Origin of the sequence: Streptomyces sp. NPDC016309, from assembly GCF_043077235.1 — a bacterium.
In the GTDB taxonomy this organism is placed as follows: Bacteria; Actinomycetota; Actinomycetes; order Streptomycetales; family Streptomycetaceae; genus Streptomyces.
The window spans coordinates 269615-289989 of record NZ_JBIBSG010000005.1; the positions used below are offsets into that span (position 1 = coordinate 269615).

The window sequence follows — 20375 nt, forward strand, 5'->3', positions numbered from 1 at the left end:
TCACCCGCGCGGGACGCGCACCACGCCCTCCTGGATGACGGAGATGGCCAGCCGGCCGTCCTGGGTGTAGATGCGGGCCTGGCCCAGGCCGCGGCCGCCCGAGGCGGAGGGGGACTCCTGGTCGTACAGGAGCCACTCGTCCGCCCGGAAGGGGCGGTGGAACCACATGGCGTGGTCCAGTGACGCGCCGACGACGTCACCGACCGCCCAGCCGCCGCGCCCGTGGGCGAGGAGGACCGAGTCGAGCAGCGTCATGTCGGAGACGTAGGTCGCCAGGCACACGTGCAGCAGCGGGTCGTCGGCGAGCTTGCCGTTGGTCCGGAACCACACCTGGGAGCGCGGCTCGCGCGGCTCGCCGACGCTGCCCCACGGCGGCACCTCCGCGTACCGCAGGTCCACCGCCGCCCGCGCCTCGATCAGCCGGTCGGCGACGTCCGCGGGCAGGTGGCGCGGCAGCATCTCGGCGGCCGTCGGCAGGCTCTCGGGGTCGGGCGCGGCCGGCATCTCCGCCTGGTGCTCCAGCCCCTCCTCGTACGTCTGGAACGACGCCGAGAGGTGGAAGATCGGCTGCCCGTGCTGGACGGCGACGACCCGGCGGGTGGTGAAGGACCGGCCGTCCCGGATGCGGTCGACGGTGTAGACGATCGGCGCGCCCGGGTCCCCGGCGCGCAGGAAGTACGCGTGCAGGGAGTGGGCGTGGGGGACCCCCCTGCTCGAGCGAAGCCGAGAGCTTGGGGGACGGTCCTCGGGTACGGTCCGGCCGGCCGCGACCAGCGCCTGCGCGGCCACCTGGCCGCCGAAGACGCGCGGGACGAGGGCCGACCGGGACACGCCCCGGAAGATGTCCTGCTCGATCCGCTCCAGGTCGAGCAGATCGAGCAGGGCGTCCAGAGCCTCGGGCACTTACAGACCCATCGACTTGGCGATGATCGACTTCATGATCTCGCTGGTGCCGCCGTAGATCCGGTTGACACGGTTGTCCGCGTACAGGCGGGCGATCGGGTACTCGTTCATGTAGCCGTAGCCGCCGTGGAGCTGGAGGCAGCGGTCGATGACGCGGTGGGCGACCTCGGTGCAGAAGAGCTTGGCGCTGGCGGCCTCGGCCGGGGTCAGCTCGCCCGCGTCCAGGGCCTCCAGGGCGCGGTCGGCGACGGCCTCGGCGGCGTCCACCTCGGCCTGGCAGGCGGCCAGCTCGAACTTGGTGTTCTGGAAGTGGGCGACCGGCTTGCCGAAGACCGTGCGCTCGGTCACGTACTGCTGGGCGAACCGCACCGCGGCCTTGGCCTGCGCGTACGCGCCGAAGGCGATGCCCCAGCGCTCGGAGGCCAGGTTGTGGCCGAGGTAGTAGAAGCCCTTGCCCTCCTCGCCGAGCAGGTCCTCGACCGGGACCTTGACGTCGACGAAGGCCAGCTCGGCGGTGTCGGAGGTCTTCAGGCCCAGCTTGTCGAGCTTGCGGCCGATGGAGTAGCCCTCGGACTTGGTGTCCACCGCGAAGAGCGAGATGCCGAAGCGGCGGTCCTGCTCGCTGGGGGCGGACGTACGGGCGCACACGATCACGCGGTCGGCGTGGACGCCACCGGTGATGAAGGTCTTGGCGCCGTTGAGGACGTAGTGCGTGCCGTCCTCGGAGAGCTTGGCCGTGGTCTTCATGCCCGCGACGTCGGAGCCGGTGCCCGGCTCGGTCATCGCCAGCGCCCACATCTCCTCGCCGGAGACGAAGTTCGGCAGGTAGCGCTTCTTCTGCTCGTCGGTGGCGAGCATCTTGATGTACGGCAGGGCGAGCAGCACGTGCACGCCGGAGCCGCCGAACTGGACGCCCGCGCGCGAGGTCTCCTCGTACAGGACGGCCTCGAACTTGTGCGTGTCCAGACCCGCGCCGCCGAACTCCTCCGGCACGTTGATGCCGAAGACGCCCAGCTCGCCGAGCTTGTAGTAGAAGTCGCGCGGCGCCTGGCCCGCCGCGAACCACTCGTCGTAGACGGGGACGACCTCGGCCTCGATGAAGGCGCGAATGGTCTCCCGGAACGCCTCGTGGTCCTCGTCGAATACGGTACGGCGCACGGACGCCTCCTCGTGGTGTCGCTGGCTACGGTCGCGCTGGATCTGGCTAAGCGCTTGCTCAGACGAAGTTACCGGGCAGTCACCGCGGCTGTCCAGGGTCGTTCACGTCACAACCACCGCAGCGCGAACCACAGCTCCATGCGCACCTCCGGGTCGTCCAGGTCCGCGTCCAGCAGCGCCGCGCACCGGGCGATCCGCTGCCGGACCGTGTTGCGGTGCACCCCGAGGGCGGTGGCCGTGCGGTCCCAGTTGCCGTGCAGCGACAGCCACGCCCGCAGCGTCTCCGGCAGAGGCTCGGTCAGCGGGGCCAGCAGCCCGCGCGCGTACGCGGCCGCCTCGTCCGGGTCCAGCAGGGCGCCGAGGCCGCCGGCGCGGTGCCGGGCCAGCGGCAGGTGCGCCGCCCGGGCCCGGCCGAGGGCGCGGGCCGCCTGGACGTCGGCTGCTCCAAGCTGCGCGGGCTCCACCGGGGCGCTCACCCCCAGGGTCCAGCCCGGGTGCGGGGCGACCTCCCGCCCGGCCGGCAACAGCGCCCGTACGGTCCCCTCCCGGACGTCCACCAGGGGCGTGCCCAGCGGCGGCGGGACGTGCGGCGGGGCGCCCTCACCGCGCGCGTGCACCACGGTCCACGGGGCGTCACCCAGCAGCGGGGCGACCTCGCCGGGAGCCGCGCCCAGCAGCAGGCGTACCAGGGCGGTGGACCGCGTGGCCTCGTCGGCGCCCTGGTGCGGGGCGGTGAGCAGCGACAGCAGGACCACCGCCACGCCCGCGATCGTGTGGTCGCCCGCCTCCCGGCGCCCCGTGGCGAGGCCCAGGGTGAGGCCCTGGCCGCCCCCCAGGGCGTACGCGGCGAGATGGGCCCCGCCCACGGTGTCCGCCGCCGACGCGGGGCGCGAGCCCGTGTGCGGCACCCGGGCCAGGCGGGCGAGGGCCGCCGCGACCCGGGGCTCCGGGGGCCGGCCGGCCGCCGCGTACTCCGCCCCGTCCGGCGCGTACAGCACCGCCCGCCCCGCCAGCCGGGACGCCAGCGCGTGCAGCACGGCGGGCACCGGGTCGGGCCGTGCCGCCGCGGTGGCCAGCGACTGCTGGGCCTCCGTCACCCGGCGCAGCTCCCGGTGGCGGGCCTGCGCCATCAGCCGCCACACCGCGCGCCCCACCGCCGCGAACGGCGTCCTCGGCGGCACCTCCAGCAGCGGCAGCCCGTGCCGGGCGCAGGCCGCGACCAGCTCCCCGGGCACCGTGTCGTACACCGGCGTCACGCCGAAACCGAGCGCCGCCGCACCCGCCTCGACGACCCGCCGCACGTACCGCTCGGGGTCGGACAACTGCATCCCCGCCGTCATCAGCAGCTCGCCGCCCAGCAGGTACGGGAAGGGGTCGGCCATCTCCGAGGCGTGCACCCAGTGGACCTCGGCCTCCGCCGGACCGGCGATCAGCCGCAGGCCCAGGTCCTCCCGCGCGAGCAGCGCGCTCAGCGGGACGGTCGGCGCCGGTGGGGCGGGCGCCGGCCCGGCGACGGGGTCCGTCATGGACGCTTCCTCCATACAGCGGGCGAACAATGGAGGAAACGTACACTTCAGCGTCGCGTCCCGGCCACCTACGGTCTTTCCGACCGGCCATGCACACTCGAAGCAGTGCACACCCGTGCATACCGGCACCAGCAGTACGAGACGACCGAAAGAAGGCCAACCGATCATGAGCAGCACCCCCGAGACGCCGCGCGGCCCCATCGACTCGTCCCGCGTCCCGCGGTACGCCGGTCCCGCGACGTTCGCCCGGCTGCCGCGGCTCGACGAGGTGGGCACCGCCGACGTCGCCGTCATCGGCGTGCCCTTCGACTCCGGCGTCTCCTACCGCCCCGGCGCCCGCTTCGGCGGCAACGCCATCCGCGAGGCGTCCCGCCTGCTGCGCCCCTACAACCCGGCGCAGGACGCCTCGCCCTTCGCGCTCGCCCAGGTCGCGGACGGCGGCGACATCGCCGTGAACCCGTTCAACATCAACGAGGCGGTCGAGACCGTCGAGGCCGCCGCCGACGACCTCCTCGGCACCGGCGCCCGCCTGATGACGCTGGGCGGCGACCACACCATCGCCCTGCCCCTGCTGCGGTCGGTCGCCAAGAAGCACGGCCCGGTCGCCCTGCTCCACTTCGACGCCCACCTCGACACCTGGGACACCTACTTCGGCGCCGAGTACACCCACGGCACCCCGTTCCGCCGGGCCGTCGAGGAGGGCATCCTCGACACCGAGGCGCTCTCCCACGTCGGTACGCGCGGCCCGCTGTACGGCAAGCAGGACCTCACCGACGACGAGAAGATGGGCTTCGGCATCGTCACCTCGGCCGACGTCTACCGGCGCGGCGCCGACGAGATCGCCGACCAGCTCCGCCAGCGGATCGGCGACCGCCCGCTGTACATCTCCATCGACATCGACTGCCTCGACCCGGCCCACGCCCCCGGCACCGGCACCCCCGAGGCGGGCGGCATGACCTCCCGCGAGCTGCTGGAGATCCTGCGCGGCCTGGCCTCCTGCAACCTGGTCTCGGCGGACGTCGTCGAGGTCGCCCCGGCGTACGACCACGCCGAGATCACCTCGGTCGCCGCCTCCCACACGGCGTACGAGCTCACGACGATCATGTCCCGCCAGATCGCCGCGCAGCGCGCCTCCGCCGCGGAGTAGGCCCCCGGCGCGCCGGGCTCCGCGGGTACGGAACCATGAGGTCCAGCCCCTCGGCCCGCACGCCCGGCGCGCCCCGGAGGAGAACCGAGCCCGAAAGGAACACCGTGACCCACGACCACGACCTCGTGCTGCGGCCCACCCCCGCGCAGACCGCGGCCGCGCTGAACCCGCCGGCCGGCCGCACCGGCGGGGACCTCGTCGTCGAGACGCTGGCCGGGCTGGGGGCCACCACGGTGTTCGGGCTGCCGGGCCAGCACGCGCTCGGCGTGTTCGACGCGCTGCGCCGTTCGACGCTGCGGTACGTGGGGTTGCGCGTCGAGAACAACGCGGGCTTCGCGGCGGACGCGTACGGCAGGATCACCGGTGAGGCCGCGCCGCTGCTGCTGTCGACCGGCCCCGGCGCCCTGATGTCGCTGGCGGCGCTCCAGGAGGCGGCGGCCGCGAGCGCGCCGGTGCTCGCCATCGGCAGCCAGGTCCCGGTCGCCGGGCTGGGCGGCGGGCGCCGGGGGTACCTGCACGAGCTGCGCGACCAGCAGGCCTCGTTCCGGGACGTCGTCAAGTCGGTGCACACGGTGCGGGCGCAGTCGCAGATCCCCTCGGCGATCGCCGCCGCCTGGGAGTCGGCGCTGACCGCGCCGCACGGCCCGGTCTGGGTGGAGATCCCGCAGGACGTGCTGGTGGCGGAGACCGTCCTGCCGGTGGTCACCGGCGTGGACGCCACCCCCGAGGAGCTGCCGCCCCGTCCGGAGCTCACCGCGCTCGCCGCCCACCTGCTGGCGAACGCGGAGCGGCCGGCGATCGTCGCGGGCGGTGGTGTCGTGCGCGCCGACGCCTCGGGCAAGCTCCGGGCCCTGGCCGAGCGGATCGCCGCGCCCGTCGTGACGACCTTCGGCGGCAAGGGGGCCTTCCCCTGGGAACATCCGCTGTCCCTCCAGTCGTGGCTGGAGGACCGGCACACCACCGACTTCCTGGAGGACGCCGACGTCCTGCTGGTGGTCGGCTCCGGACTCGGCGAGCTGTCGTCGAACTACCACACGTTCGCCCCGCGCGGCCGGGTGATCCAGATCGAGGCGGACGCCGGCAAGCTGGAGGCCAACCATCCGGCCCTGGGTATCCACGCCGACGCCCGCCTCGCGCTGTCCGCGCTGCTGGAGACCGTGGAGGAGCGGCGGGACGACACGGCCGCCGTCCGGGTCCGTACGGTGCTGGACCGGGTGCGGGACCGGATCGACGGCCAGGACCTGGCCCTGGAGCGGGAGGTGCTGGCCGCCGTTCGTGCCGCGCTCCCGGACGACGCGCCCAGCTTCTGGGACATGACGATCCTCGCCTACTGGGCCTGGTCCGCCTTCGACGCCCGCCGCCCGAACACCATGCACTCCGCGCAGGGCGCCGGCGGCCTGGGCTACGGCTTCCCGGCGGCGCTCGGCGCGGCGGCGGCCGACCCCACCCGTCCGGTGCTGGCGGTCTCCGGCGACGGGGGCGCCATGTACTCGATCGCCGAGCTGGCCACGGCCCGGCAGTACGGGCTGGACGTCACCTGGCTGATCGTCGACGACGGCGGCTACGGGATCCTCCGCGAGTACATGACGGACGCCTTCGGCGAGGCCACCGGCACCGAGCTGACCGGTCCGGACTTCGTCGCGCTCGCCGGGTCGTTCGGCGTCCCGGCGGTGCGGACCACTCCGGAGGCGCTGGCCGGCGACCTCGCCAAGGCCCTTGCCGCGCCCGGGCCTTCGGTGGTCGTGCTGCCGGCCCGGCTCAGGATGTTCGCGCCGACGCACCTGTGACGGACGTCGCGCGGGTCCCGTCGAACCGATGGTCCCCGCACGTACAACTTTTCGCGCGCTGCCGGGTCATCTGATGCGTGAACCGACTCTCCATATCCCGCCGCCGGCGCGGGGCCGTGTGCGCCGCGGTCGCCCTCGGGGTACTGCTGCCGACCGCCGCCACCGCCACCCCGGCCGCCGCCGTGACGCCGGCCGTGGCGTGCACGTCCCAGAAGGCGGGTCTCGCCGCCAAGCTGGTCAAGGACATCAACGCCGCCCTCGCCGGCCGCAAGTCCACCACCGCGATCCTGGTGAACGACCGGATCACCAGGACGAGCTGCGTCCTGCGGCCCGACACCCAGTTCGACTCCGCCAGCGTGGTCAAGACGACCGTGCTCGCCACCCTCCTGTGGGACGCGCAGAAGACGAAGCGGGCGCTGACGGCGACCGAGAAGTCCCGCGCCACCGCCATGATCACAAAGTCGGACAACGACGCCACCACCGCGCTGTGGAAGCAGCTCGGCGTCACCAAGGTCAAGGGCTTCCTGACCGCGGCCGGCATGACCAGGACCGTCCCCGGGTCCGGCGGCTACTGGGGGCTCACCCAGATCACCGCCCGTGACCAGCAGAAGCTGCTGGCGCTGATCACCGCGAAGAACACCGTCCTCACCGACGCCTCCCGCGGCTACATCCTCCAGCTCATGAACGCCGTCATCCCCTCGCAGCGCTGGGGCACCCCCGCCGGAGCGCCCGCCACCGCGAAGGTCCACGTGAAGAACGGCTGGCTGCCGCGGGCCACCCACGGCTGGCGGGTGCACTCCATCGGCGCCTTCACCGGCACCGCGCACAACTACCAGCTCACCGTGCTCACGCACGACAACGCGGCGATGCAGGACGGCATCAACACCATCCAGGCCGTCGCCCGGGTGGTCCACGCCGACCTCAACCCGACGGCCGCCCGGAGCGACTCCTTCGTCCCGCCCGCCGCCCCGCAGGAGGCCGTCCCGGCCGTGCCCGGCCGCGCCGCCCAGGACCTGGTGACCGCCACCCGCTGACCCCCGGCCGCGTCACCGCCGCGGCTCCGGCCGCGGTCCTAGGACCAAGGGCCGATCATTGCGGAGGGATGAAATCCGTCCGCGCCCGCGTTGGTGCCTTCCGGAAGATCAGGTCATCTGACCAGAGGTCGGAACGGGAGGCACCACGTGGTGGCGGCAGAGCAAGGATGGGCACGACGGCTGTCCGGGTACGCCTGGCGGTACCGGCGCAATGTGGTGCTCGCGCTCGGCTCGTCCCTCGGGGGCATGGCCGTCATGGCGCTGGTCCCGCTGATCACCAAGGTCGTCATCGACGACGTCATCGGCGACGGGACCCGCTCCCTCGCCGTCTGGACCGGACTGCTGATCGCCGCCGCCGTCGCCGTGTACGTGATGACGTACGTCCGCCGCTACTACGGCGGCCGCCTCGCCCTCGACGTACAGCACGACCTGCGCACCGACATGTACCGGACCATCACCCGGCTCGACGGCCGCCGCCAGGACGAGCTGTCCACCGGGCAGGTCGTCGGCCGCGCCACCAGCGACCTCCAGCTCATCCAGGGCCTGCTCTTCATGCTCCCGATGACCATCGGGAACTTCCTGCTCTTCCTGATCTCCCTCGTCGTCATGGCGTGGCTGTCGCTGCCGCTCACTCTCGTCGCGCTCGCCGTCGCCCCCGCCCTGTGGGTCGTCGCCAAGCGCAGCCGCACCCGCCTGCACCCCGCGACCTGGTACGCCCAGGCACAGGCCGCGCAGGTCGCGGGCGTGGTCGACGGGGCCGTCACCGGCGTACGCGTGGTCAAGGGCTTCGGCCAGGAGGAGCAGGAGACCGGCAAGATCCGCCGGGCCAGCCGCAAGCTGTTCGCCGGCCGGATGCGCACCATCAGACTGAACAGCCGCTACACCCCCGCCCTCCAGGCCGTCCCCGCGCTCGGGCAGGTGGCCATGCTGGCTCTCGGCGGCTGGCTGGCCACCCGCGGCCAGATCACCCTCGGCACGTTCGTCGCCTTCTCCACCTACCTCGCCCAGCTCGTCGGCCCGGTCCGGATGCTCGCCATGGTCCTCACCGTCGGCCAGCAGGCCCGCGCCGGCGTCGAGCGGGTCCTGGAGCTCATCGACACCGAGCCGGTGATCGACGACGGCACCAAGGAGCTGCCCGCCGGCGCCCCCGCGAGCGTCGAGTTCGACGACGTCTCCTTCGCGTACGAGGACGGACGCCCGGTCCTCGACGGCTTCTCGCTGGAGATCCGCCCCGGCGAGACCGTCGCCGTCGTCGGCTCCTCGGGCAGCGGCAAGTCCACCGTCTCGCTGCTCCTGCCGCGGTTCTACGACGTGACGCGCGGCGCCGTCCTCATCGGCGGCCACGACGTGCGGGAGCTGACCCTGGACTCGCTGCGGGCCGCCATCGGCCTCGTACCGGAGGACAGCTTCCTCTTCTCCGACACCGTCCGGGCCAACATCGCCTACGGCCGGCCGGAGGCGACCGACGAGGAGATCCGCGCCGCCGCCCGGGCCGCCCAGGCGGACGGCTTCATCGGCGACCTGCCCGACGGCTACGACACCACGGTCGGCGAGCACGGCCTGACCCTCTCCGGCGGCCAGCGCCAGCGCATCGCCCTCGCCCGCGCCATCCTCACCGACCCGCGGCTGCTGGTCCTCGACGACGCCACCTCCGCGGTCGACGCCCGCGTCGAACACGAGATCCACGAGGCGCTGCGGTCCGTCATGGCCGGGCGCACCACCCTGCTCGTCGCCCACCGGCGCTCCACCCTGAACCTCGCCGACCGGATCGCCGTCCTGGACGACGGGCGGCTGTCCGACATCGGCACCCACGAGGAGCTGGAGCGGCGCTCGGCCCTCTACCGGCGGCTGCTGACCGACCCGGACGAGCTGGGCGGCGTCTCGCCCGGCCACGCCCCGGCCCTGGAGATGCCCGAGGACCGCACGGTCCGCGAGGAGCTGGACGCCGAGTTCGACGCGGAGCGGGGCATCACGCCCGCGCTGTGGGAGCGGAACGAGCCGGCCGCCGAATCGGCCGCCCCGGGCGCCACGCCCGAGCTCCTCGCCCAGGTCGAGGCGCTGCCGCCGGCGACGGACACCCCGGAGGTCGACGAGGCGCGGGCGGTCACGCCCGAGGAGTCGTACGGACTGCGCCGGCTGCTGCGCGGCTTCGGCGCCGCGCTGCTGGTGAGCCTGCTCCTGGTGGCAGCCGACGCCGGCATGGGCCTGCTGCTGCCGATCCTGATCCGGCACGGCATCGACGACGGCGTCGAGCAGGCCGCGCTGGGCGCGGTGTGGGCGGCGTCCGGGCTGGCCCTGGCGACGGTGGTGGTGCAGTGGGCGGCGCAGACCGGTGAGATCCGGATGACCGGCCGGACCGGTGAGCGGGTGCTGTACGCGCTGCGCCTGAAGATCTTCGCGCAGCTCCAGCGCCTCGGGCTCGACTACTACGAGCGGGAACTGACCGGCCGGATCATGACCCGGATGACGACGGACGTCGACGCCCTGTCGACGTTCCTCCAGACCGGGCTCGTCACCGCGTTCGTGTCACTGGTGACCTTCTTCGGCATCATGGTCGCGCTCGTCGTGATCGACGTGCAGCTCGCGCTGGTCGTCTTCGCCACGCTGCCCGTGCTGGTGGTCGGCACGGTCTTCTTCCGCCGGTCCAGCGTGAAGGCGTACGAGCTGGCGCGGGAGCGCATCAGCGTCGTCAACGCCGACCTCCAGGAGTCGGTGTCGGGGCTGCGGATCGTGCAGGCGTTCCGCCGCGAGCGGTCCGGTGCGGAGCGGTTCGCGGCGCGCAGCGCCGAGTACCGGGCGGCCCGGGTGCGCGGCCAGTGGCTGATCTCCGTCTACTTCCCCTTCGTCCAGTTCCTGTCGTCGGTGGCGGCGGCCGCCGTGCTGATCGTGGGCGCCGGGCGGGTGGAGGCCGGGACGCTGACCACCGGCGCGCTGGTCGCCTACCTGCTCTACATCGACCTGTTCTTCGCCCCGGTGCAGCAGCTCTCGCAGGTCTTCGACGGCTACCAGCAGGCGTCCGTCTCGCTGGGGCGGATGCAGGAGCTGCTGCGCGAGAAGACGTCCACGGCGGCCCCCGCCGAGCCCCTGCCGGTGCCCTCGCTGCGGGGCGAGATCGCCTTCGAGAAGGTGTCGTTCGGGTACGGGAATGCCGTCGGCGACGGGGAAGGCGACGCCCTGAGCGGGGTGGACCTGCGCATCCCGGCCGGGCAGACCGTCGCCTTCGTCGGCGAGACGGGCGCCGGCAAGTCGACGCTGGTCAAGCTGGTCGCGCGGTTCTACGACCCCACCTCCGGCCGGGTCACCGCCGACGGCACCGACCTCCGGGAGCTGGACCTCACCGCGTACCGGCACCGGCTGGGGGTCGTGCCCCAGGAGGCGTACCTCTTCGCCGGTACGGTCCGGGACGCCATCGCCTACGGGCGGCCGGAGGCCACCGACGCGGAGGTGGAGGCGGCCGCGCGGGCGGTCGGGGCCCACGACATGATCGCCACGCTGGACGGCGGGTACCTCCACGAGGTCGCCGAGCGCGGCCGGAACCTCTCGGCGGGCCAGCGGCAGCTGATCGCCCTGGCCCGCGCCGAGCTGGTCGACCCGGACGTGCTGCTGCTCGACGAGGCCACCGCCGCGCTGGACCTGGCCACGGAGGCGCAGGTCAACGCCGCGACCGACCGCCTCGCCGGGCGCCGCACCACCCTGGTGGTCGCCCACCGGCTCACCACGGCGGCCCGCGCGGACCGGGTGGTCGTGATGGACCACGGCCGGGTCGCCGAGGACGGCACGCACGACGAGCTGCTGGCCCGTGGCGGCCGGTACGCCGAGCTGTGGCGCACCTTCATCGGCGAGGCCCCCGCCGAGGCCCCGGCCCCCACCGCCTGACCCCGGGGCCCGGGACGCCTGGTCCCGGCCGGCCCGGGACGCCCGGCCCCGCGACGCCCGCCCCGGCCCCGCGACGCCGGGGCCGGAGACCGGGACGTTGAGTACCCGCGCCCGGGGGACTGAGTAGCGGGGCCCATCCGGGCGGTGGCCGGGGGCGGTGGGATGGGGGCATGAACACCGAACCGGCCCGCCCCTCCGTCCCCTCCCGCCCTTCCGCGCCCTCCCGCCCCGCCGTCCGTGTGCGGGTGCGCGCCACCATCGCCGCCGTGGCGTTCCTGCCCGCCTGTGCGCTGGTCGGGTTCCTCACGCTGTTCTCCGAGCGGGCGTCCGGGTGTGTCCTCCAGGGCGGGGACCAGTGCGTGGGCGTACCGGGGCAGGTGTGGGCGTACGGGGCGCTGGCCGCGGCCGTGCTGTGGGCGGTGGCGCTGTGCACGCCCGACCGGGGCGGGTGGACGGACACCGTGCGCAAGGGCGCCTTCCGTGCCCAGCTCGGCAGTGAGGCGCTGGCGCTGATGGTGATCCTGAGCCACGCGTGACCCGGGACGGGGCAACCGTTCGGCCCCCCGGTGCGTCGTACGCACGTACGCACGTACGGCGAAGAGGAGCGAACGTGTTCGATGGGACGGTCACGGCCGGGACAGGGCGACTGCTCGTGCACATACTCGCGGTGCTGGTCGCCGCGGGGCTCCTCGTCCTGGCCGGACCAGGGACCCCGCGCGCCGACGCGGCGGCCACCGCCTGCACCGGACGCCTCGTCAAGACCATGACCTTCCGCACGGGCGAGCTGCGGGTGTACAAGAACCGCCAGTACGCGTGCGCCGTCACCCTCGCCGCCAAGCCGGGCGCCCGCCGCGTGATGTCGGTGTCCATCCAGCCGCGCGGCGGGCGGGCCGCCGTCGACGCGGGCTCCTTCACCCGGCAGGCCGGTCCCGTGACCGTCCACGCCCTCAACCGCTGCGTCCGCGCGTCCGGCGCCGTCGCCGGCAAGGGCGCCTCCACGGGCTGGATCCTCTGCTGACCCGCCCGCCGGCCCGGCGCAACAGGGGCTGGCGGCAGGCGCGTTGGTCCCACTAGGTTCGCGGCGACCACAGCGAACCCACGTGGAGGGTGCATGCGCAAGGCGCTCAGATGGCTGCTGTCACTCATGGTGCTCATAGGCACCGTGAGCGCGGCCGGCACGGCCACCGCCGCCGGTACCGCCGACAGCGGTACGGCCACCGATATCAAGGACCGCATCCTGGCCATCCCCGGGATGACCCTCGTCGAGGAGAAGCCCTACCCCGGTTACCGCTACTTCGTCCTGACCTACACCCAGCCGGTCGACCACCGCGACCGCTCCAAGGGCACCTTCGAGCAGCGCCTCACCCTGCTGCACAAGGACACCGCCCGCCCCACCGTGTTCCACACCAGCGGGTACGCCGTCAGCACCCGCCCCGGGCGCTCCGAGCCGACCCGCATCGTGGACGGCAACCAGGTCTCCCTGGAGTACCGCTTCTTCACCCCCTCCCGCCCCCAGCCGGCCGACTGGTCGAAGCTGGACATCTGGCAGGCGGCCTCCGACCAGCACCGGATCTTCACCGCGCTGAAGAAGGTCTACGACCGCAAGTGGCTCGCCACCGGCGCGTCCAAGGGCGGCATGACCGCCACGTACTACGAGCGCTTCTACCCCCGTGACATGGACGGCGTCGTCGCGTACGTCGCCCCCAACGACGTGGTGGAGAAGGAGGATTCGGCGTACGACCGGTTCTTCGCGACCGTGTCCACCAAGGAGTGCCGGGACCGGCTCGACGCCCTCCAGCGCGAGGCGCTGGTCCGCCGCGCGCCGCTCCAGGAGAAGTACCGCGCCTGGGCCGAGGCCGAGGGCGCGACCTTCACCACCGTCGGCGGCCTGGACAAGGCGTACGAGGCGGTCGTCCTCGACTTCGTCTGGGGCTTCTGGCAGTACCACACCGAGGCCGACTGCGCCTCGGTCCCGGACGCCGCCACCGCCACCGACCAGGCCGTGTACGACACGATCGACACCTACTCGGGCTGGTCCGCCTACAGCGACCAGGGCCTGGAGCCGTACACCCCGTACTACTACCAGGCGGCCACCCAGCTCGGCTCGCCCAGCCTGCGCCAGCCCCACCTCAAGGGCTTGACCCGGTACGGCTACCAGCCGGCCCGGAACTTCGTGCCGCGTGAGATCCCGGTGCGGTTCGAGCCGTGGGTGATGCGGGACGTCGACACCTGGGTGCGGACCCGGGCGCGCGGCATGCTCTTCGTGTACGGCGGCAACGACCCGTGGGGCTCCGAGCGGTTCCGCGTCGACAAGGGCGCCCGGGACTCCTACGTCCTCACCGCGCCGGGCGCCAACCACGGTGCCAACGTGGCGGGCCTGACCGAGGACGAGCGCACCAAGGCCACCGCCCGGATCCTGGCCTGGGCGGGCGTCGCCCCGGCCGACCCGCAGCGCGCCGCGCCGCTGAGCTCGTACGACCCGCGCCTGGACAAGCGGGACCTGGAGCGGGAGCCGGCCCTGCGCCCGTGAACCGGCGGGCCCCCGGGCCCCGGGCCGCGCGCGCCGCTCGCCGGCGGCGCGCGCGGCCCACCGCCGCCCCCCGGCGGCGCCGGCTCCGGGGCGGACCGGTCGGGGGACCTCCCGCTACCGGTACGTCAGGCCGTACCCCACCGGGTACAGCACCTGGGCCGGATCGTCCGCGCGCTGCACCGGGACCGGCAGCCGCCCTTCCGGGCGGGCCCGGCCGGCGATGACCCGGGCGGCGGCGCGGAGTTCGACGTCGGTCCAGGAGTAGGTCGCGAGCGTGGCCCGCTGGCCGCTGAGGCGGGCGATGTCGTACGGGTTGCGGATGGCGACCGTGACGACGGGGACGCCGGTGGCGGCCAGCCGGGACACCAGTGTGCGCTGGCCGCTCGTCGCCGAGACGTTGTACGTCCCCACGACCACGGCGTCCTTGCCGGCCGCGGCCGCCACCGCCTCGTCGATCTTCGCGCCGCCGGGCGCGGTGCCGGTGGGCAGGACCGTGGTCGTGAAGCCGAGTTCGGTGAGCGCGGCGGCCAGGGTGGCGGTCGGCGGGCCGGTCGTGCCGGTGGGGGAGGCGACGTCGGCGCCGACCACCAGGAGGTTCGGCCGCTCGGTGCTGTCCAGCGGGAGCAGGCCGCCCTCGTTGAGCAGCAGGGTGGTGGTCCGCTCGGCGATCCGGTCGGCGGCGGCCAGGTGCGAGCGGCTGCCGACGGTGCGGTCGACGGCGGCGTGGGTGACGTACGGCTGGTGGAAGAGGCCCAGCCGCGCCTTGAGGCGGAGGATGCGGAGAATCGATTCATCGATCCGGTCCTCGCCGAGTTCGCCGCTCCGTACGGCCGCCAGGACGGCCTCGTAGGCCACGGACAGCTTCGGCGGGTTGAGCAACTGGTCGCAGCCCGCCTTGAGGGCGAGGACGGGCACCCGGTCGTCGCCGTACTTGGTGCGGACGCCCTCCATGCCGAGCGAGTCGGTCACGACGACGCCGTCGTACCCGAGTTCCTCCCGGAGGATGCCGGTGACGATGGGGCGGGAGAGGGTGGCGGGGTCCTCGGCCGGGTCGAGGGCGGGGACCACGATGTGCGCCGTCATGATCGAGTCGATGCCGGCGGCGATGGCGGCCCGGAACGGCGGCGCGTCGAGGGCCTGCCACTGCTCACGGGTGTGGGTGATGGTCGGCAGGCCGTAGTGGCTGTCGACGGACGTGTCGCCGTGTCCGGGGAAGTGCTTGGACGTGGCGGCGACGCCCGCCCGCCGGTACCCGCCGACCTGGGCGGCGACCAGGCCCGCGACGGCCCGCGGGTCGGAGCCGAAGGACCGTACGCCGATGACCGGGTTGGCCGGGTTGACGTTGACGTCGGCGACCGGGGCGTAGTTCTGGCGGACGCCCAGCGCGGCCAGCTCGGCGCCCGCGATCCGGGCGGCCCGGCGTGCGTCGGAGCGGGAGCCGCCGGCGCCGAGCGCCATGGCCCCGGGCATGAGGGTGGCGGGTTCCCCTATCCGGGCGACGATGCCGTGTTCCTGGTCGGTGGAGATCAGCACCGGGACGGGCACGGACCGGTCGAGCGCGGCGCGCTGGATGCCGTTGGACAGGTCGGCGATCTGGTGCGGGTCGCGGGTGTTGTGCGCCCAGGAGAAGTAGATGACGCCGCCGACGTGGTACCTGGCGATCAGCTCGGCCGCGGTGCGGACGCCGATCTCCTTGAGGTTGGCGTCGACGTCGGCCTGGTCGGGGGCGGTGGCGGAGTGCCCGTACACCCGCATGACGAAGAGCTGGCCGACCTTCTCCTCCAGGCTCATCCGGGAGACGAGCCGCGCGAGGCGGCGGTCGTCCGCGTCGGCCCGGGCGGGGGTGGTGGCCCCGGTGGCGGCGGCCGCCGCGGCGGCGGCGGTGACGGTGAGGAGGGTGCGTCTGGAGGGGGAGGAGGGGGAGGCGGCGGTGGCGCGGTGGTGCATCGGTGCTCCTTCCGGCCATGCGGATGAAGGAAACTTCCAAGGAGTCACGGATAGCCGGAAAGTAACTGCCAGGTCAAGGACCTGGACGCACCGCGCCGGAAAGGGGCGGGGCCGCCACCGGCGCCGCGGAAGGGGTGCGCCGGTGGCGGTGCGTGCCGCCGGCCGCGGGGCGGCTGGAGAGGGGGAGCCGGCGGTCGCCGCCAGAAGCGAGGCCGGCACACCGCCCCGCGGCTACTCGGTGGCGGCACGTCCCGTTGGACGGAGGGCGACGACGGCAGGTTCCCGGAACGCCCGATTCCCGGCGAAGTGGTGCCGATGGGACGGGCGTTACGCGGCCGCGACGGACGGCCACAGGTCCTGGAGCGTGCGTACCGTCTCGGTGATCGCCGGCCGCCGCGCCGCCCCCGCGCGCCACAACGCCGCCAGCCTCCGCCTGGGCACCGGATCGAGGCGTACGGTGGCGACCTCGTCCGGCAGCCTGCCGCGGCCCAGACGGGGGACCAGCGCCACCCCGAGGCCGGCCGCCACCAGGGCCACCTGGGTGTGGTTCTCCTCGGCCAGATGGGCGATGTGCGGCTCGCCGCCCGCCGCCCGCAGCGTCCGCATCAGCCAGTCGTGGCACACCGTGCCCGGCGGCTGCGAGATCCACCGCTCGCCCGTCAGCTCCTCGCGCCGCACCGCCTCCCGCCCGGCCAGCGGGTGCCCCAGCGGTACGAGGACGTCGCACAGGTCCTCGCCGATCAGGGCCTGCTCCACGCCCGGCGGCGCGGGCATCGGCGCGATGTCCCAGTCGTGCGCCACGGCCAGGTCGATCACGCCCCGCGCCACCAGGTCGACCGACAGGTGCGGGTCCACCTCCGTCAGCCGGGCGTCCAGCGCCGGGTGCCGCCGGGCCAGCTCCCCGAGCGCCCGGGGCATCAGCCCCCGGGCCGCGCTGGCGAAGCACCCGATCGACAGCCGCCCGGCCGGCAGGCCGCGGCGCTCCTCCAGACGCACCTCCGCCTCCTCGACCAGCGCCAGCAACTGCCGCGCCGTCGCCGCCAGATGGCGCGCCTCGTCCGTGAGCCGCACGCCCCGGCCCTGCCGCTCCAGCAGCGTGGTGCGGGTCTCCCGCTCCAGCTTGGCGATCTGCTGCGACACGGCGGACGGGGTGTACCCGAGCGCGGCCGCGGCGGCGCCGACCGTCCCGTACACCGAGACGGCGTGGAGCGCCCGCAGCCGTCCGAGATCGAGCACGACAGCCCCCCTCCCGTTAGCGATGCTTCATCCAACCATGAAGAGATCCGCGCTGGTGCTACATGGTCATCACTCGCGATGCTCGACGCATGCGCCCAGCACACCTCGCCCTCGCCGCCCTCGTCGCCGCCGTCTGGGGGGTCAACTTCGTCGTCATCGAGATCGGCCTCGACCACTTCCCGCCCCTGCTCTTCTCCGCCCTCCGCTTCCTGGTCGCCGCGCTGCCCGCTGTCTTCCTCGTGGGCCGGCCGAAGGTGGCGTGGAAGTGGATCGTCGGGGTCGGACTGACGCTCGGCGTCGCGAAGTTCGGCCTGCTCTTCACCGGCATGGACCGGGGCGCCCCGGCGGGCCTGTCCTCGCTGGTCCTCCAGGTCCAGGCGGTCTTCACCGCGCTGTTCGCCTTCGCCGCGCTCGGCGAACGGCCCGGCCGCGTCCGGCTGGCCGGCATGGGCGTGGCGCTCGGCGGGATCGTGGTCGCCGCCGTCGACGAGGGCACCGCCGGGCCCCTGCTCGGCTTCGCGCTGTGCGTCGCGGCCGCCGCCTTCTGGGGCGTGTCGAACGTGATGACCCGCAAGGCGGCCCCGCCCGACGCACTGAACTTCATGGTGTGGGTCAGCACCGTGCCGGTCCTCCCGCTCCTCGCCCTCTCCCTGCTGCTGGAGGGCCCCTCGCGGGACTGGGCCGCGCTGCGCGCGCTCGACTGGACCGGCGCGGGCGTCATCGTCTACGTCGCCTGGATCACCACCGTGTTCGGCTTCGGCGCCTGGGGCTGGCTGCTGCGCCGTCACCCCGCCTCCTCGGTCGCCCCCTTCTCGCTGCTGGTGCCCGTCTTCGGCATGTCCTCGGCCGCCCTGTTCCTCGGCGAGACCGTGAGCCCCCTCCGCTGGTGCGCGGCGGCCCTGCTGGTGGGCGGCGTGGCGCTGACGTCATGGCCGGGGCGGCGGGCCGCCGCGTCCGCGCCCGGGCCGGCGCCCCTGCCCGCGGCTGAGCCCCAGGCCGCGCCCGTGCCGGTGCCCGTGCCCGCGGCGGCCGCGCCCGTCACCGGCCGGCCCGCCTCCGGGACGTCCGCCGGCCGGCCCGCCCCACGGCCCCGCTAGACGATGCGGGCCAGGTGCTCCCGCCCCGCGGCCAGCAGCGGCGGGAGGCCGGCCGCCCCGGGGTACCACCGCTTCTCGTACTCCCAGCACACCCAGGGCTCACCGGCCCCGTCGTCCACCAGCGCCAGGCACTCGGCGAGCGGCAGCACCCCGGCGCCCAGCGGGAGCGGCGCGGGATCCTCCACCGAGGCGATGTCCTTCACCTGGACGTACCCGAGGTACGGGGCCAGCACCGCGTGCGTCGCCGCCGGGGCCTCGCCGGCCGACCAGGGGTGCATCACGTCCCACAGGGCGCCCACGTTCTTGTGCCCGACCGCCCCGACGATCCGGGCCAGATCGGCGCCCGTCCGGTGCGAGTCGTGGGTCTCCACCAGGATCCGCACGCCCAGGTCCGCCGCGACCTCCGCCGCCGCGCCCAGCCGCCGGGCCGCCGTCGCGTCCGCCTCCGCCGGGTCCTGCTCACCGCCGCCGGGGAACACCCGGACGTACGACGCGCCCAGGTCGGCCGCCAGGTACAGGAGCCGGTGCAGCTCCTCGTACACCGGCTCGTCGTCACCGGCCTCCGCCACCCGCGCGTACCCGGCGACCGTCAGGACCTCCACCCCGTGCCGGGCGAACTCCTCCACCACGGCGCGCCGCTCGTGCCCCACGAGCCCCGGATGCACCGGTTCCTCGGGGTGGGCGCGCAGCTCCACGCCCTGGTAGCCGCTCTCCGCGGCGAGACGGACGACATCGGGCACCGGCATCCCGGGGACACCGAGGGTGGAGAAGGCGTACTTCACGGTCTGGAGCTCCTTCGTGGGGCGCGGTCCGGTCCGACTCCGTGGAACGTACCCGCAGGACCCCCCGTCATGACCGGCCCCCGGCGCGGCGCCCGCCCCGTGTCGGCGCCGGCCGCGCGGCCCGCGCGGCCGGCGCGAGGTCAGCCGCGGCGGGGGCGGCCGGTGGAGGAGCGGATGACCAGCTCGCCGTCGACCGTCGCCACACCGCCCGGCGGCGGGGCCTCCGTGCCCGTCGCCAGCCGCCCGGCCCGCGCGCCCGCCTCGTGCAGCGGCAGCCGTACGGTGGTGAGCGCGGGCACCGCGTCCACCGAGAACGGCAGGTCGTCGAAGCCCGCCACGGAGACGTCGTCCGGGACCCGCAGGCCCCGGTCGCGCAGCGCGGCACAGACGCCGAGCGCGACCGTGTCGTTGGCGGCGACGATCGCCGTCAGGCCCGGCTCGCGGTCCAGCAGCTCCAGCGCGGCGTCGTACCCGGAGCGCCGGTCGTACGGCCCGTGCACGGTGAGCCGGTCCGGGTCCCCGCCGCCCGGCCCCGCCGCGGCCGTCGCCGCGCGGTGGCCCTCCAGGCGGTGGCGGGTGGTGGTGCGCTCGGCCGGGCCGGCGACGTACCCGATCCGCCGGTGGCCGAGCTCCAGCAGATGCTCCGTCAGCCGCCGCGCCCCGCCCCGGTTGTCGAACGCCAGCGCCGCCACGACCGCCCCGCCCGCCGCCGGCACCGGCGGCCGGCCGCACAGCACCACCCGCGTACCGGCGTCCGCGAGCCTGGCCAGCTTCGCCGCCATGGCCGCGCCGTGCCCGGGGTCCTCCACCGCGCCCCCGGTCAGCACGACGGCGGCGGCCCGCTGGCGCTGAAGGAGGGTCAGATAGGTGAGCTCCCGCTCGGGGGAGCCGCCCGTGTTGCAGACGACGGCCAGCTTCTCGCCGCCCGCCCGGCCCCGCGCGCCCTCGCCGATCGCCTGCTGCGCCGCCCCGGCCATGATCCCGAAGAAGGGGTCGGCGATGTCGTTGACGAGGATGCCGACCAGGTCGGAGGTGGCGGCGGCCAGCGCGCTGGCGGGGCCGTTCAGCACGTAGTCCAGCTCGTCGACCGCGCGCAGCACCCGCTCCCGGGTGGGGGCGGCCACCGGGTAGTTGCCGTTCAGGACCCGGGAGACGGTGGCCGGGGACACCCGGGCGCGTGCCGCCACATCGGCCAGGGTGACTGTCATCGCGTTCCTCCGAGGAGAGTCGGACCGGCCCCCTTGTACGGGCTGCCGTCGGCAGGCTAGCGTCATTGGGTGTAGAAAGCGCTTGCTGTCCTGGTGTACGGGCATGTCTTCCCCGGGCACCCCGCCCGCGGGCCGACCGGTCCC

Annotated in this window: 15 protein-coding genes; 8 read left to right on the plus strand and 7 right to left on the minus strand. The window is 74.5% G+C overall.

The window, feature by feature from the left end; all coding sequences use genetic code 11:
• From ACF068_RS14890 to ACF068_RS14900, 3 genes are all read right to left on the minus strand, one after another.
• Nucleotides 1-903, minus strand: coding sequence for an acyl-CoA thioesterase (locus tag ACF068_RS14890; RefSeq protein ID WP_392274632.1), 903 nt, complete (start codon nucleotides 901-903; stop codon nucleotides 1-3).
• On the minus strand, nucleotides 904-2061 hold the full coding sequence (locus ACF068_RS14895) for an acyl-CoA dehydrogenase family protein (RefSeq protein ID WP_392274633.1): 1158 nt from the start codon (nucleotides 2059-2061) through the stop codon (nucleotides 904-906). It lies immediately after the preceding gene.
• Nucleotides 2062-2168: 107 nt separating this feature from the next.
• Nucleotides 2169-3587 carry a PucR family transcriptional regulator gene (locus tag ACF068_RS14900; protein WP_392274634.1) on the minus strand — a complete coding sequence of 473 codons (1419 nt, stop codon included), beginning with the start codon at nucleotides 3585-3587 and terminating at the stop codon, nucleotides 2169-2171.
• 166 nt (nucleotides 3588-3753) lie between these two features.
• Between ACF068_RS14900 and speB the strand changes: the two genes are divergently transcribed.
• The 7 genes from speB (at nucleotide 3754) to ACF068_RS14935 (ending at nucleotide 13961) form a co-directional block, all read left to right on the plus strand.
• The gene (gene speB / locus ACF068_RS14905; RefSeq protein WP_392274635.1) at nucleotides 3754-4734 is read left to right on the plus strand and encodes an agmatinase; all 981 of its coding nucleotides are present in this window, start codon (nucleotides 3754-3756) and stop codon (nucleotides 4732-4734) included.
• Nucleotides 4735-4838: 104 nt separating this feature from the next.
• The gene (locus tag ACF068_RS14910; RefSeq protein ID WP_392274636.1) at nucleotides 4839-6521 is read left to right on the plus strand and encodes a thiamine pyrophosphate-binding protein; all 1683 of its coding nucleotides are present in this window, start codon (nucleotides 4839-4841) and stop codon (nucleotides 6519-6521) included.
• Nucleotides 6522-6637: 116 nt separating this feature from the next.
• On the plus strand, nucleotides 6638-7555 hold the full coding sequence (locus tag ACF068_RS14915) for a serine hydrolase (RefSeq protein ID WP_392274872.1): 918 nt from the start codon (nucleotides 6638-6640) through the stop codon (nucleotides 7553-7555).
• A gap of 147 nt (nucleotides 7556-7702) precedes the next feature.
• Nucleotides 7703-11431: an ABC transporter ATP-binding protein gene (locus ACF068_RS14920; protein ID WP_392274637.1), complete on the plus strand. Its 3729-nt coding sequence runs from the start codon at nucleotides 7703-7705 to the stop codon at nucleotides 11429-11431.
• A 170-nt stretch (nucleotides 11432-11601) separates the two neighbouring features.
• Nucleotides 11602-11967 (plus strand): hypothetical protein, encoded by a 366-nt coding sequence (locus tag ACF068_RS14925; RefSeq protein WP_392274638.1) that lies wholly within the window; start codon nucleotides 11602-11604, stop codon nucleotides 11965-11967.
• A 74-nt stretch (nucleotides 11968-12041) separates the two neighbouring features.
• The gene (locus ACF068_RS14930; protein WP_392274639.1) at nucleotides 12042-12449 is read left to right on the plus strand and encodes a hypothetical protein; all 408 of its coding nucleotides are present in this window, start codon (nucleotides 12042-12044) and stop codon (nucleotides 12447-12449) included.
• Nucleotides 12450-12542: 93 nt separating this feature from the next.
• Nucleotides 12543-13961: a S28 family serine protease gene (locus ACF068_RS14935; protein WP_392274640.1), complete on the plus strand. Its 1419-nt coding sequence runs from the start codon at nucleotides 12543-12545 to the stop codon at nucleotides 13959-13961.
• Nucleotides 13962-14075: 114 nt separating this feature from the next.
• Here the strand turns inward: ACF068_RS14935 and ACF068_RS14940 are convergent, their stop codons facing one another.
• Nucleotides 14076-15908 carry a glycoside hydrolase family 3 protein gene (locus ACF068_RS14940; protein WP_392274641.1) on the minus strand — a complete coding sequence of 611 codons (1833 nt, stop codon included), beginning with the start codon at nucleotides 15906-15908 and terminating at the stop codon, nucleotides 14076-14078.
• 327 nt (nucleotides 15909-16235) lie between these two features.
• Nucleotides 16236-17144: a LysR family transcriptional regulator gene (locus ACF068_RS14945; RefSeq protein WP_392274642.1), complete on the minus strand. Its 909-nt coding sequence runs from the start codon at nucleotides 17142-17144 to the stop codon at nucleotides 16236-16238.
• 89 nt (nucleotides 17145-17233) lie between these two features.
• Here ACF068_RS14945 and ACF068_RS14950 point away from each other — a divergent pair, with 89 nt between their 5' ends.
• The gene (locus ACF068_RS14950) at nucleotides 17234-18241 is read left to right on the plus strand and encodes an EamA family transporter (RefSeq protein WP_392274643.1); all 1008 of its coding nucleotides are present in this window, start codon (nucleotides 17234-17236) and stop codon (nucleotides 18239-18241) included.
• On the opposite strand, the gene ACF068_RS14955 is transcribed toward ACF068_RS14950, so the two are convergent.
• On the minus strand, nucleotides 18238-19023 hold the full coding sequence (locus ACF068_RS14955; protein WP_392274644.1) for a sugar phosphate isomerase/epimerase family protein: 786 nt from the start codon (nucleotides 19021-19023) through the stop codon (nucleotides 18238-18240). The two genes, ACF068_RS14950 and ACF068_RS14955, sit on opposite strands and share 4 nt — an antisense overlap.
• Nucleotides 19024-19163: 140 nt before the next feature.
• Nucleotides 19164-20231 carry a LacI family DNA-binding transcriptional regulator gene (locus ACF068_RS14960; RefSeq protein ID WP_392274645.1) on the minus strand — a complete coding sequence of 356 codons (1068 nt, stop codon included), beginning with the start codon at nucleotides 20229-20231 and terminating at the stop codon, nucleotides 19164-19166.
• Between the last annotated feature and the right edge of the window lie 144 nt (nucleotides 20232-20375).

Excerpts from the sequence above, each read along its gene's own strand:
- ACF068_RS14900 (WP_392274634.1), bottom strand. The coding sequence starts at position 3,587 with ATGACGGACCCCGTCGCCGGGCCGGCGCCCGCCCCACCGGCGCCGACC.
- speB (WP_392274635.1), top strand. The coding sequence starts at position 3,754 with ATGAGCAGCACCCCCGAGACGCCGCGCGGCCCCATCGACTCGTCCCGC.
- ACF068_RS14925 (WP_392274638.1), top strand. The coding sequence starts at position 11,602 with ATGAACACCGAACCGGCCCGCCCCTCCGTCCCCTCCCGCCCTTCCGCG.
- ACF068_RS14935 (WP_392274640.1), top strand. The coding sequence starts at position 12,543 with ATGCGCAAGGCGCTCAGATGGCTGCTGTCACTCATGGTGCTCATAGGC.
- ACF068_RS14940 (WP_392274641.1), bottom strand. The coding sequence starts at position 15,908 with ATGCACCACCGCGCCACCGCCGCCTCCCCCTCCTCCCCCTCCAGACGC.
- ACF068_RS14950 (WP_392274643.1), top strand. The coding sequence starts at position 17,234 with ATGCGCCCAGCACACCTCGCCCTCGCCGCCCTCGTCGCCGCCGTCTGG.
- ACF068_RS14960 (WP_392274645.1), bottom strand. The coding sequence starts at position 20,231 with ATGACAGTCACCCTGGCCGATGTGGCGGCACGCGCCCGGGTGTCCCCG.